The organism is Sphaerochaeta sp. UBA5849, assembly GCA_002432715.1.
GTDB lineage: Bacteria > Spirochaetota > Spirochaetia > Sphaerochaetales > Sphaerochaetaceae > Sphaerochaeta.
On sequence record DJGJ01000053.1, the window covers coordinates 1 to 11,895 of the forward strand.

Consider the following 11,895-nt stretch of genomic DNA (forward strand, 5'->3'; position numbering starts at 1 on the left):
GATAAAACCTGATGAATTCTTTAAAAATATATGATAAAACTATATAAATATATATAATAAAAGTAAATAAGTATATTGCTATGAATTATCTAACTTATGACAACAATGGATATCGAATAGTGGAATATGAAAAGAATGCACAAAGTATCAAGAAAGTTGCAAAGCGTAATACAATGCTGAAAGCAGGTACTTTGACATAAGTTGTAGGCGCAGGGCATAGGAATCTTTGCCTGCTGGCAATGATGCATGTCCTATAGTTGTGAAGAGTGGCGTCTTCTCTCCCGCTTATTGCAGCGTGAAGCGAATAGGGTAGCGCAGTGTTACAGCAACTGCTTCATCCTTGTACAAAGCAGGTGATGCCTTGAACGAAGTAAAGGCTGCAATTGCAGCATCCGCCAAGCCATAGCCTGGGTCTTCTTCCACCACGATGCGTTCCACCATGCCGTTCGGTGCAAGAAAGAGCCTGAGAATGACCAAGCCTTCCTTGCGTTGTCTTTTCGCAAGCGATGGATAGACAATTCTGGAAGCAAGCAAGGCCCTGTCAAAGATAGGAGGGGTTGTTACAGACTCCGCTGTATAGTACCCATCGATCAGAGCTGGTTGTGCTTCATCAGCAACTACTGTTGCCGCTTGCTCTTCAACCTGTCGGATTGTTGATTCATTGATATCTGCTTGTTCTACTCTTATCTCTTTATTGGATGTTTCTTCGGGTATTGAAAGCGGATTCAGAATCTCTTCAGCAGGTATTGCTTCGTTCTTGGGCAGGGTTTCCTTGGTTGGTTGCTCAACAGCAATCCTATCCACGAGTGAAATTGTTGCCGCCTTGCTTTGATGCATAGGCTCGGATTTTCCTGTAGTGATAGGAATGGGAAGAAACAAGAGCGCTGTCAGCAAACCTGTTATTCCCATGCCCAGCAGCAGTGTAAAGCGTATTTTCATTCTTGCTCCTCCACCAGGAGGTGCAAGGTCTCTACACCCTTGCTCTTCAATGCTTCAATAATTGGATGGATGGCACTGAACTCTGTTGCTTTATCAGCAAGCAATGCATAGCTGGTATCGGCTTCTATGCTTTCAATGGTGGTCGGTTTGCCTTCTTGGTAAAGTTCCCCGGTCTTTGCAATGTACAACGTTGGGATAGTGCTCAAGTCGATTTCCTGAGCCTGGGCTTGTGCCGGATCGAGCGGAACGGGAGTCTGGAAGGAGGTTATTGCCATGATGAGGAAGAAGAGCAACAAGAGAAAGGCAATATCGGTAAGGGCGGAGGGTGGGGTAGGTCTCTTCTTCCTCATGGCAATACCTCCAGGCTCAGTGAACCGAGAGGATACTGCTCGAGTATTGAGAGAAGAGAGACGACGGTCTGCCAATCCGTTTTTGATTCGATTGCAAGGGTGAGATGGGGTTTTTGGTTGAGAACTGGAGGTAATTCAGATGTTTGAAGGGTTCTTTCATGGTAGATGATGCTACCGTCTTGTTTCAAGGTGATCGCAATGGTTTCTTCAGCGTCACCTACGAGTACTGATGTTTTTGGAATCTGCAAATCAAGACTGTGGGAAGCTGTTACTCCAGAGAGCAGGAGAAAGAAGATGATGAGAAGGAAGGCGATGTCGCTGCTTTGGCCTAGCTCTTTTCGCTTTCGCATAGTGCTCCTATGGCAAGATCGAGCGCAAAGCTTGCGATGGTCGCCAGAATGGAGATGATCAGGCCGAAGGCAGTGGTGAAGAGGGCTTCATACAGCCCGGCTGCAACGACTTGCAGCTGGACTGAAGAAGCCTCCGAGACTGACTTGAACGCACTGATCATCCCGGTTACGGTTCCAAGGAAACCGAGGACCGGGGCGATCATGGCGATGAGGTCGAGAATGCTTAATGGTGTCTCTACCTGAGCTTTCACCACCGGCTCCTTGTTTCTCCAGAGGATGATCAGTGTGATGGTCCGCTCCACACTGAGGACTACTGTGATTACCAACAGGGCGTAGAGCGGCCACATGACCGCTCCTCCTTGTTGCATGATGGATATGAGGTTGGTGGTGGTTTGCATAGGCTAGAACCGTAAGGTGCCGCCGAGGCGCAGCTTGGTTCCGGGCATAGGATAGCCGGAGACCAGTACATAATCGGTGTTGAGCAGGTTGTCCACGGCAAGGTATGCCCTTAGCTTATCACTGACCTGCATGGTGACACTGAGATTGAGCAGGAATGCACTGTCAAGTGAGCTCGACTTTCCCAAGTACTCTGCACTTACGACACTTTCAAAACGGTCGTAGGTGAAGAACAGTGAGCCTTTGGCTGTGTGTTTCCTGATTCCCGTCACCTCAATGTTGTCAGAGAATGTCTTTCCTGCAGAGAGGTCGAAGCTCTTGTTGTAAAGATAGCTTGCTTGGATGTTGAAGAGATTGGAGATTTCTGCAGAAAGGGTCTGTTCGGTTCCAAGGTATACACTATGAGAGATGTTTATTGGCATACCGACTCCACTGTCTATTGCATTATATATATTTCTGCCAAAAAGCGTTGCCTCGTATGAAAGATTCCCTTGTTTGTAAGTGATTCCGAAATCTCCATTAAAGCCTTTTTCGGGCTTGAGATTTGGATTGCCTTGAAATGTTCCCCAAATTCCATAATCGGTGAAAGGCCAATACAATTCAGAGAAGGTTGGATTCCTCTCCGCATAGCTGATGGTTGCCTTAAAATCGAAATTTTTCATCGGCGTATAGATTGCACCGAGTGAAGCATTGGGTGAGAGAGCCTTCAGGTCGCTCAGGTAGGCGATGTTCAGGCTGGGGTGAACAGAAAGCATCCCATCCATGAAGTAGACACTGCCATGGGCAGCGGCTGAGATGGCGTGTCGGGTATTTATTCCTGCATCGGTGCTATCTACATAATCCAAGCTGTAAAGCAGATCGGTATTCAGTGAGTATTTCTGTCCAAGATTCCACACTCCTTCCACCTGTGCTGAAGCCTTGTGTTTGGTATGGGTGCTGTCACCATACGCTACACCATGGTTGAATGTCTGTCCGTACGCATAATGCAGATGCATAAAGAGGCGTTCCAGGGAATCTGTTACATCAGTTGCTTCAAGTGAGTTGGTGGTGCTGACAAAGGTATCACGCATGCTGTCATTGGGAGTGAGGTCCGAGGGCGTACTGCCTGGTACTCCAAGGTTCTTGTACACAGCGTAGTTCTGTGTACTGAACTGCAAAGAATCTGAGAACGCGCGGCTGTAGTTCACTGCCCCGTGGGCTTCGTAGAGTTGGGCATTGTCTCTGAGGCTACGCGTAGCTCCATCGCTGTACGTGTACGCATTCTGTGCTGCAATACCTCCTACGGTGACAACGAGGTCATTGTTGGTGTAGGAGAAGTCCAGCTTCTGGCTGTCTACCAATGAGAGCCAGTTGCGTGAGTTGCTTGAACCATAGGCTTGGGGAAGGAAGGAACCATTTTCGAAGGTAAGTGCGAACGGTGTGTTAGTCTTCTGTCCTTTCTTGGTGATGATGTTGACCATGCCTCCGATGGCATTGGTTCTGCCTAGGTTTCCAGGACCGCTTTTCACTACTTCTATGCGCTCAATAATCGAGACTGGAATGGTGGAAAGGTCGACAGTCCCATCATGGGCTGAAGAGAACAGTACTCCATCCATATAGATGAGGTTTTTTGAAGACGTGGCACCACGGATCACAACGTTCTGTAGCGATCCCAAGCTTCCTACCGAGTTGAAGGATACGCCGATGGCTTTACCTACAAGCTCTGCTGTTGTTTGTGCATTATAGGCAGCTATCTGTTCTTTGGTGATGACTGAGACTGAGGATGCTGTGTTTGTTTCAGCCTCGGCTAATGAGGTTTCTGCTATGACCAGTTCATAGGCTGTTCCAAGGTCGGTGATGTCTTGTGCTGCAAACAGATTCGAGAGGGCGAGCAACAGGACCAGAGAGAAGATTCCGCGCTTCTGCATGAAGGGCCTCCAGAGAGTGATGTCCGGGTGCAATGCTTCATGGAAGGGGGAGGATACACCTAGGGTATACCCGTATCCTGGGTGCTGTCTCTTTTTCCACGAAGAATTGTCATCTGGAAACGTCTCCTGGCTTACGAGTCAACTTACTGACAGGCCTTCTCATCCTTGGGGGACAATGGCATATCTGTGTTCATCGTCGATTACAGTGGCGGGACCGCCGGGGAATTACGCCCCGTTCCGTTTTTCCAGATCCAGCGCTGTCATCGTAGAAGAAGAACAGAGACAGGTCAAGGGTGCGATGGGTTGGTGACAATCCAACACATGCTCGACCATATACCTGCAAAAGTCTACAATCTTGATCGCCAAGCTTTATCTTTCTTCTGATATATACTAGCCTTTAGGTAACTAATTTGTAACGGAGGTTGGTCATGCAGAATTTTTCATACTGGAATCCTACACGAATCATATTCGGCAAGGGAACGATATCGGAAGTCGGCAAGGAAACCGCAAAATGGGGCAAAAAGGTCCTATTCCACTTCGGCGGCGGTTCCATCAAGGCAAATGGCGTGTTCGATGCGGTGACTGCTTCCCTGAAGGACGCTGGTCTTCAAATCGTCTATCTTGGGGGTGTTGTCCCGAATCCTCGTTTGTCACTGGTGCGTGAAGGGATTGCGCTTTGCAAGAAAGAGCATATTGATTTTGTGCTTGCTGTTGGTGGGGGAAGTGTTATTGATTCTGCAAAAGCAATTGCATTTGGTGCGAAGCTGCCTCCGTCGGAGGATGTCTGGAACGACTATTATATGAAGGCTTCATATGATATTCGTGAAGCTCTGCCTCTCGGAGTTGTCCTGACGATTCCTGCAGCGGGGTCCGAGAGTTCCACAGGCTCGGTCATCTCCGATGCAGAGCATGGCCTGAAAAGGGCGGTCAACAGCGAAACCCTCATCTCCAAGTTTGCCGTGATGGATCCCCAGACCAACTACTCGCTGCCGGCATACCAAACAGCCTGCGGGGCTTCCGATATACTCGCCCACCTGCAGGAACGGTATTTCACCACGGTCGAACACAACGACCTCTCGGACCGCCTGCTGGAAGCCTGCATGCGCAATGTCATCACAAATGCACCTTTGGCCCTGCAGTTCCCCAACGAATACCGGTATCGTGCCGAGTTGATGTGGACCGGCACCATCGCCCACAACAACCTGTTGGACAGGGGGAGGGTCGGCGACTGGGCGACTCACGACATCGAGCACGAGCTGAGTGCCTTGTACGATATCGCCCATGGTGCGGGCCTTGCGATTCTTTTTCCTGCATGGATGCGGTATGTTCACAAGGTCGATATTGATCGATTCGTGCAGTATGCGATGCGTGTTTGGAATGTAGATCTACCATTGAGCGACAAGGATGGCATAGTAGAGGAAGGCATCCAGCGGTTGCAGGCTTTCTACAAACGTATCGGCATGCCGACAACGCTGTCTGATGCAAATATCCCTGAAGACAAGCTGCGCTTTATGGCAGAAAACTCTTTTGTCGGTGAGCGAACCCACTTGGGGAATTTCAAGAAATTGTATGTCGACGATGTGGAGAAGATTTATAGGCTGGCTCTATAACTACAGGACTGGCTGAGTCAAGAAAAGAGCAAGGAAGGCTGACCGGATATGGTCAGCCTCGTTGATATGATTGCGTGAAAACTTGAGTTGATACCTGCTTTCCCATTACATGGTACTTGGAATATACCGGGTAAACTTCCCGCTCACCTGTTGGGTCAGCTGGCCTTCATCACACAGCTCCTTGAGCAAGCGAAACGCTTTTGTGGTTTTCAGTCCCACCATGTCTTCAACCTCCTTTCTCGAGATGGACCCTTTTTGCCTTGCAAGATGCAGGATGGATTGTTTTTCTGAGTCTATTGACTTTCCGACTGTACTCTCGGTTCGTTCTTGCTTTTGGACATACTGAACAACTTCATTCCTGTTTGGAAGGATGCAGGAGAAGGCTCCTTCCACAGCTTTGAAAATCGGTTTTTTCGGGCAATGTTCATACAGACGCATGATTTTACGAATGCCGGTTCCGTAGCTTTCCACCAATCGCAGACGATAGAAGATTGCTGCCAAGTTGGGGTTCCTCGATTGGGATACTCCCAGCTGAACGGCTTCCAAGGAAAGCCCTCTTACCAATCCCCCAAGGGAGATGAACTCCATATGGTCGTCATATACATTTATAATGATGCTCCCGGTGAAAAGATAGTCACGATGGATAAGACAGTTCAGCAATGCTTCCCTGATGGCGTCTTGCGGGTAATCCAGAGTATCTTCTCGTAGAAGTCCTGTGAAGCTTGCTTTTGTTTTGTTGTAATTGTTGAGGTACTCATAGACATCGCCCAGCTGTTTCAACAGCGACCCTGTGAATTCTCTTCTATCCCGAAATGTTGTAGTATCACGGCCTTGGAATACAGCAACCTTGCAGGAATGGGTGCATTGGTCTGAGAGCAACATGGCAAGGTTGGTGAAAAGCTTATCAGAACCTATCAATTTCAGAGTTTCCATCTGTGCACGACCAAAGGCAAGCTGGCGCACATCCATTTCTTTTTGCAGTGTATTGAACGTCAGTTCTTGTTCAAAACTTCTACTCTCTTCAAACGAGGTGCCGGATGTTTCCAACAGAAGATTACGGATTCCTGATTCATTCATCGGGACACTGGCATTGCCTAGCCTGATATACACTCCTCCTGGCTTCAGTCCGATTCTTCCCAAGTAGTAGGGTCGTTCAGTTCCTGTCACAACGGAGGCCTTGACTACGTGCTTGTTTTCCATTCCAACAGTCCTGATGGATATGAATGAGGATGCATCTGGAAGAATTGCATCATGAATAAGGCTGGAGAGCCGATTGGATGTGTCGTCGGCATCATGAACACCACAGACACTTCCATCATTACGTATCCCTAAAAAGAGTTCTCCTCCTTCAGTGTTTAGAAAAGCAATCAAGGTCTTGCTTACGGAGTCAGGAATCTTATGAGTGTCCCTTTCAAGTTCTTTGAACTCAGTATCGATATTTTCAATATGTACCATCTTCTTTCCTTCTTTCTTGCTTTCTTTCTTTTGGTAGTATAAACGAGAAAGAACGATTGTTCAAACAGAAAATGAATTTCTTGGAATTTGGAGATGGCTTTGATGCCATCATGCATACTAATGGCCGACATCTCTGATCAGTGATGGGAGGTGTTCAGCCCTTGTACCTGGTTCCGAAGCTCGGAATCGTATTCTCTTGTCAATGATGAGTACGGCGATATTTGCCCCATACTAGATGAGGGCTGTCAAGGCATAGAGAACGATAACCTGATACGAGTACTTGAACTTGCCCATGATGATGGTGTTCATCATCAGTTCCGATGTCCCCACCACCTGCAGGAAGGAGGTGTCCTTCAGGCAGGTCACGAGCTGGCCGAGCATGGGGACTAAAATTTTGCGTAGTGCCCGGGGAAGAATGATGGAGCGCAGGGTCTTATAGCGTGAAAATCCCAACTTGCTGCAGCTTCCCACTGCCCTTGGGGGATGCCGTTCAGCCCTCCACGCAGGATTTCGGCTACCATTGCACTGGTGAAGACGGTCATCGCCACAATACCGGAGAATACGGCTTTGTCCGGGATGCGGATTCCCAGGATGACAGAAGGAAGCAGCAGCCTGAAGCTGAGGAAGAACAGCAGCAGGGGGATTTTGCGCACCGAATCAATGTAGATGGCCGCAAGCCTTGCGCAGGAACACCAATACTTCTGAAACGCTGTAGGCAGTGAATAATTCCATCATGCTCTTACCTCACTTTCGACTCAAGGGTCTTTCCCAGCCTGCTCAAGGGGAGGCAGATACTCAAGTACAGCAATCCTGTAATCAGGAAGGTGGGGCCGTACACTGCGGTTTCGTTTGCCCAGGAATCGGTTCGGTACATCAGGTCGCCGCCTGATTGGTCAAGGAGGGAAGGGCGATTTTCATTGCCTGGGGGATGATCACATGGAACATTGTCTGCAGATAGGAGAAGCCTTGGCTCATCGCCGCTTCAGATAGCTGTTTGGGGATGGCCTGTACGAAGGCACCGGTGTACAATTCAAGGCCCAGGCAGCCGACTGCAAAGGGGGAGAGAACTACTCCCTTCCGGGGCCGTAGTAGAAGAAGAAAATCTGTACGAACAAGGGAGTGTTCTGAAAAAGGCTCATATACAGCCCGAGGAGGTCTTGCATGGGAACAGCGAACCAAGCCGCCAACGAGGCTTATGAAGCAGGGTCAGGACCAGTGCGAGCAGAGAGACGCCCAAGGTCATCCCGAAACCGGCAAGGACAATCGAAAAGTCAGTATACAGGCGTTCCTACATCCATAATTTGAACACAAAGTATTGGGACTTGTACCTGTTACCGCTGGTTTGTTGAAATCCTTGTCCAGAGTGGGCTTCTTGATAGTTTATAGATTGTTTCTTCTATGAAAGAAACGTTTATTATAATACAGCGAATATGCTATCATAAAAGAAACTCTACAGGAGGTACTTCTTGTGATCGTTCGTGAAAGCTATATGAAACAGATTCTCGATTTTCTGGATAAGCCGGTAATTAAGGTAATCACAGGCATGCGACGTTCTGGCAAAAGCGTTCTCTTGGAGCTCACCAAGGAAGAAGTCCGTAAACGTGGGGTAAAAGAAAGCCAGATTTTCTCAGCCAACTTCGAATCCTTGCAATTTGAAGACTTGAAAGACTACAAGGCGTTGTACGGGGCAATCATAGCAGCGGCAAAGGCTGCAAATGGCAAGCTGTACCTGTTCATCGACGAAATCCAGGAAGTGGAGTCCTGGGAGAAGGTGATCAACTCAGTACGCATCGATTGTGATTGCGATATCTATATAACAGGTTCCAATGCGAGGCTGCTTTCGGGGGAGTTGGCGACGTTGCTTTCTGGGCGTTATATTGAAATACCTGTCTACCCCCTGTCATTCAGAGAGTATCTTGAGTTTGCAAAAAGCAACGAGGATGAAGAGGGCTTAAGTCGCGAGCAGCATTTTTCCAATTTCCTTCGATATGGCGGACTCCCAGGAATTCATGAGAGGAAATGGGAAGATGAGGCCCTGATGAAGTATCTGACGGACATATTCAACTCTGTGCTGCTCAAGGATGTGGTCAAGAGAAACAAGATACGCGATATCGATTTGCTTGAAAGGATTGTGCAGTACCTGATGGACAATATCGGAAACACGTTCTCCGCAAAGACTATTTCCGATTTCCTGAAAAACCAAGGGAGGAAACTTAGCACTGAGACGGTATATACATACATCAAGGCTCTTCAGAGCGCATTCCTGATTCACAAGGTTCCTCGCTTTGACATCAAGGGGAAACGGTTTCTTGAAACCCAGGAGAAATATTTCATCTCTGACATTGGTCTGCGCCATGCGACGATCGGGTACCGTGACAATGATATCGACGCTCTGTTGGAGAATGTCGTGTTCCTCGAGTTGCTTCGCAGGGGATGGAGCGTACATATTGGGAAACAAGGCTCCTCTGAGGTTGATTTCGTTGCTAACAAAACCGATGAGAGACTGTATGTCCAAGTGTGCTACGTACTGACACAAGACAACACGGATCGTGAATTTGAGTCTCTCCAGGCCATAGATGACAATTATGAGAAGATAGTGCTCTCCACCGACTCCCTGATCAGCTTCAATCGAAATGGTATCAAGCAAAGGAATATCATCGACTTCCTGTTAGAAAGCAATGGCTGACCATTTTTGATCAGACTTTTGGTTTTATTGGATAGTGTACCTGGAACCCTGTTTCTCAAAATCCTTCATTCAAACGGCTATCTTGCGATTCCTGTGGTTTTTTGGAATCCGTGCCTGGTACCGATGGTTCTTCAATCAAACTAAAGACTGATGGCTATCTATCCTGACGCCACATTACCAAAGTTTATTAAAAAATAAAATTAAATTTTTATAAAGTTATGATATACTGTATGTAGGAGTACGGCATGAATACTGAGTATGTAGGGAAGAATCTGCGTAGGCTCATGAAACGAGGTGGCAAGACTATTTCGGAAGTTGCAAATGAAATTGGTATCTCCAATGTTGCTTTATCAAACATCCTAACCGGGAAAAGTGTTCCTAAGTCGTCAACTGTCATTAAACTTGCTTCAACTTTACAAGTGCCTGTACATACGTTGTTCATGAAGCCGGTTGTTTTGTCTTCTATTCGTTTTAGGACTGCAAAAATGCTTAGTCCCCGAGAGAAGGCGGCCAAGCAGCAAGTTCTCTTGGATGTTCCAATCTGGCTGCAAAATTATGTGGAGCTTGAAGAACTGCTTGGAAAGCAAATTTCTGTATTATTACCGAATGTTGCTGGTTTTGGTGAGAGTGAGGCAGCACAATGCATTCGAAGCAATGCCCGCATGGATGGAGATGAGCCCCTTTCAAATCTACCAGAGTTGGTTTCACAGCTGGGCGTCAAGCTTTGGCTTCATGATTTTGGGATGAAGCGTGTGTTCGGATTGTCAATAGGGCCGTTGGATGGCGGTCCTGCAATAGTTGTGAACAATAATGAGGAAATCTCCATTGAGAGAAAGATTTTCACCATCGCCCATGAACTTGGACATCTGCTGTTCCATCTCGATTCATATGGTGTGGTTCAGGAGTGCTTTGCAGAAGAGGAAGAGGAGGAGTCACAAGCAAATACATTTGCCGGTGAGTTATTGTTGCCGTCCGCCGGCTTGACAAGATATTGGGAGCTGTATAAAGGGCTCGCTTTTGTTGATAGGGTACTGGCTGTCAAACATGTGTATAAAGTGAGCTACAAGACTGTTCTGTATGGTCTTATTAGGGATGGTCTCTGCAAATGTGAGAGTTCTCAGTTGTATGTAGCATTCGCTCAAGGATATAAGGACAAGTACGGGCATGACTTGAAGAATCATCATGAACCCTCTGAGGGTTTGCAGTTGGTTGCGCCTGTCGACCCAGAGCCGTTACAGAAATGGGATCTTCTTTCAACTGAGTATGAAGGCCTTGTCAGGGATGCTTATAAGCAAGGGCATATCTCAATAACCAGAGCAGCCGAGATGGTATCATTAGATGTTGTAGCAATGCGAAAGCTCCTTGCATCCTGGGAATGCGAAGCGGATGCATGAGAGGCTGCTCTGTGATGCAAATGTGCTGATCGATTACATGAATGCGTCTCATACCTTGTTGCATAGACTATCACAGTTCTTCGGAGGACTTTTTGTTCCTGATATTGTATATGCAGAGGTGAGTAGTATATGTGATGTTGATCCAGCCCGATTTGGCATTGTACTGCTTGAAACTCCTTTTGAAGCATTGGAAACAATACCTGGGCTATCCCTGCAAGATAGCTGTTGTCTGTTTTATGCTTTGAAGGGGTATTGTTGCATTACAAATGATGTGAAACTACGCAAAACTTGCATGCAAAGGGGTTGCTCAATAGTATGGGGGTTGGAACTGTTGGTTGAATACAACAAGGCAGGGCAGATTTCCAAACAGGAAGCATGTACGCTTGCACGAACTATGAGCAAAGAAAATCCAACGCTGATAGAAGCTGTACTCAATCAATTCGAGGGCAATCTCATCCCAGATTAAGCTGCCATGCATGATGGACAACAAGAACCCTTATTTTAGGCAAGTTGAACTATTGGTTCGTATTCTGCTTTTGGTGGGAGAGCATCCATGTTTCGCTCTGAAAGGGGGGACGGCAATCAATTTGTTCTACCGGAATATGCCACGTCTTCCTGTTGATATCGATCTGGTGTACGTGCCGATAGGGGAGCGGAAAGGCTGACAATTTCTGATTAGGATTTGTTAGAAAATAAATCCTTTATATATAGCATATATTGACCCAATAGGGTATACTCTTCACATGAGAGAACTGGATGAAACAACAAAGAACCGGATAGCCAAAACAATGCCCATGCTTGCGGAAAA

At 47.2% G+C, this 11,895-nt stretch carries 14 protein-coding genes, 1 pseudogene and 1 riboswitch; of the genes and pseudogenes, 5 read left to right on the forward strand and 10 right to left on the reverse strand.

The genetic code is table 11. The features are described from left to right. Positions 1–285: 285 nt before the first annotated feature. From B3K89_RS09235 to B3K89_RS09255, 5 genes are read right to left on the reverse strand one after another with little or no spacing between them, the layout of a single operon-like run. Positions 286–939, reverse strand: a complete 654-nt coding sequence (locus tag B3K89_RS09235; protein ID WP_345907313.1) for a TonB family protein — start codon at positions 937–939, stop codon at positions 286–288. Beyond that, the gene (locus tag B3K89_RS09240; RefSeq protein ID WP_298504949.1) at positions 936–1,289 is read right to left on the reverse strand and encodes a biopolymer transporter ExbD; all 354 of its coding nucleotides are present in this window, start codon (positions 1,287–1,289) and stop codon (positions 936–938) included. The genes B3K89_RS09235 and B3K89_RS09240 overlap by 4 nt, the downstream gene beginning before the upstream one ends. Next, complete coding sequence (locus B3K89_RS09245) at positions 1,286–1,639, reverse strand: biopolymer transporter ExbD (protein WP_298504953.1); 354 nt, start codon at positions 1,637–1,639, stop codon at positions 1,286–1,288. Before B3K89_RS09245 ends, B3K89_RS09240 begins: the two co-directional genes overlap by 4 nt. Beyond that, entirely contained in the window at positions 1,618–2,037 is a 420-nt protein-coding gene (locus tag B3K89_RS09250) for a MotA/TolQ/ExbB proton channel family protein (protein WP_298504956.1), read from the reverse strand. Before B3K89_RS09250 ends, B3K89_RS09245 begins: the two co-directional genes overlap by 22 nt. 3 nt (positions 2,038–2,040) lie before the next feature. After that, positions 2,041–3,942, reverse strand: coding sequence for a TonB-dependent receptor plug domain-containing protein (locus B3K89_RS09255; protein ID WP_345907314.1), 1,902 nt, complete (start codon positions 3,940–3,942; stop codon positions 2,041–2,043). Positions 3,943–4,042: 100 nt separating this feature from the next. Further along, a riboswitch (cobalamin riboswitch) is annotated at positions 4,043–4,225 on the reverse strand. 145 nt (positions 4,226–4,370) lie between these two features. Between B3K89_RS09255 and B3K89_RS09260 the strand changes: the two genes are divergently transcribed. Continuing rightward, a complete protein-coding gene (locus B3K89_RS09260; protein WP_298506518.1) occupies positions 4,371–5,552 on the forward strand; it encodes an iron-containing alcohol dehydrogenase in 1,182 nt (393 codons plus the stop codon). A 105-nt stretch (positions 5,553–5,657) separates the two neighbouring features. Here B3K89_RS09260 and B3K89_RS09265 read toward each other — a convergent pair whose 3' ends face one another. From B3K89_RS09265 to B3K89_RS09285, 5 genes are all read right to left on the reverse strand, one after another. Further along, complete coding sequence (locus B3K89_RS09265) at positions 5,658–7,007, reverse strand: RNA-binding domain-containing protein (RefSeq protein WP_345907315.1); 1,350 nt, start codon at positions 7,005–7,007, stop codon at positions 5,658–5,660. Between the two features lie 231 nt (positions 7,008–7,238). Further along, positions 7,239–7,478, reverse strand: coding sequence for an ABC transporter permease subunit (locus B3K89_RS09270; protein WP_345907316.1), 240 nt, complete (start codon positions 7,476–7,478; stop codon positions 7,239–7,241). Then, positions 7,394–7,660: a hypothetical protein gene (locus B3K89_RS09275; RefSeq protein ID WP_345907321.1), complete on the reverse strand. Its 267-nt coding sequence runs from the start codon at positions 7,658–7,660 to the stop codon at positions 7,394–7,396. The genes B3K89_RS09270 and B3K89_RS09275 overlap by 85 nt, the downstream gene beginning before the upstream one ends. Before the next feature lie 86 nt (positions 7,661–7,746). Then, on the reverse strand, positions 7,747–7,881 hold the full coding sequence (locus tag B3K89_RS09280; protein ID WP_345907317.1) for a hypothetical protein: 135 nt from the start codon (positions 7,879–7,881) through the stop codon (positions 7,747–7,749). Continuing rightward, entirely contained in the window at positions 7,881–8,036 is a 156-nt protein-coding gene (locus B3K89_RS09285) for an ABC transporter permease subunit (protein ID WP_298506507.1), read from the reverse strand. Before B3K89_RS09285 ends, B3K89_RS09280 begins: the two co-directional genes overlap by 1 nt. Before the next feature lie 439 nt (positions 8,037–8,475). Here B3K89_RS09285 and B3K89_RS09290 point away from each other — a divergent pair, with 439 nt between their 5' ends. From B3K89_RS09290 to B3K89_RS09305, 4 genes and pseudogenes are all read left to right on the forward strand, one after another. Next, the gene (locus tag B3K89_RS09290) at positions 8,476–9,693 is read left to right on the forward strand and encodes an ATP-binding protein (RefSeq protein WP_345907318.1); all 1,218 of its coding nucleotides are present in this window, start codon (positions 8,476–8,478) and stop codon (positions 9,691–9,693) included. Positions 9,694–9,938: 245 nt separating this feature from the next. After that, a complete protein-coding gene (locus B3K89_RS09295; protein WP_345907319.1) occupies positions 9,939–11,087 on the forward strand; it encodes an XRE family transcriptional regulator in 1,149 nt (382 codons plus the stop codon). Further along, positions 11,080–11,553: a hypothetical protein gene (locus tag B3K89_RS09300; RefSeq protein ID WP_345907320.1), complete on the forward strand. Its 474-nt coding sequence runs from the start codon at positions 11,080–11,082 to the stop codon at positions 11,551–11,553. Before B3K89_RS09295 ends, B3K89_RS09300 begins: the two co-directional genes overlap by 8 nt. Before the next feature lie 13 nt (positions 11,554–11,566). Next, a pseudogene (locus B3K89_RS09305) lies at positions 11,567–11,731 on the forward strand (nucleotidyl transferase AbiEii/AbiGii toxin family protein); the annotation flags it as partial. Positions 11,732–11,895 lie beyond the last annotated feature (164 nt).

What these genes read in the sequence shown, in the direction of transcription:
- B3K89_RS09235 (WP_345907313.1), bottom strand. Translation starts at nt 939, where the DNA reads ATGAAAATACGCTTTACACTGCTGCTGGGCATGGGAATAACAGGTTTG.
- B3K89_RS09240 (WP_298504949.1), bottom strand. Translation starts at nt 1,289, where the DNA reads ATGAGGAAGAAGAGACCTACCCCACCCTCCGCCCTTACCGATATTGCC.
- B3K89_RS09245 (WP_298504953.1), bottom strand. Translation starts at nt 1,639, where the DNA reads ATGCGAAAGCGAAAAGAGCTAGGCCAAAGCAGCGACATCGCCTTCCTT.
- B3K89_RS09250 (WP_298504956.1), bottom strand. Translation starts at nt 2,037, where the DNA reads ATGCAAACCACCACCAACCTCATATCCATCATGCAACAAGGAGGAGCG.
- B3K89_RS09255 (WP_345907314.1), bottom strand. Translation starts at nt 3,942, where the DNA reads ATGCAGAAGCGCGGAATCTTCTCTCTGGTCCTGTTGCTCGCCCTCTCG.
- B3K89_RS09260 (WP_298506518.1), top strand. Translation starts at nt 4,371, where the DNA reads ATGCAGAATTTTTCATACTGGAATCCTACACGAATCATATTCGGCAAG.
- B3K89_RS09265 (WP_345907315.1), bottom strand. Translation starts at nt 7,007, where the DNA reads ATGGTACATATTGAAAATATCGATACTGAGTTCAAAGAACTTGAAAGG.
- B3K89_RS09280 (WP_345907317.1), bottom strand. Translation starts at nt 7,881, where the DNA reads ATGTACCGAACCGATTCCTGGGCAAACGAAACCGCAGTGTACGGCCCC.
- B3K89_RS09295 (WP_345907319.1), top strand. Translation starts at nt 9,939, where the DNA reads ATGAATACTGAGTATGTAGGGAAGAATCTGCGTAGGCTCATGAAACGA.
- B3K89_RS09300 (WP_345907320.1), top strand. Translation starts at nt 11,080, where the DNA reads ATGCATGAGAGGCTGCTCTGTGATGCAAATGTGCTGATCGATTACATG.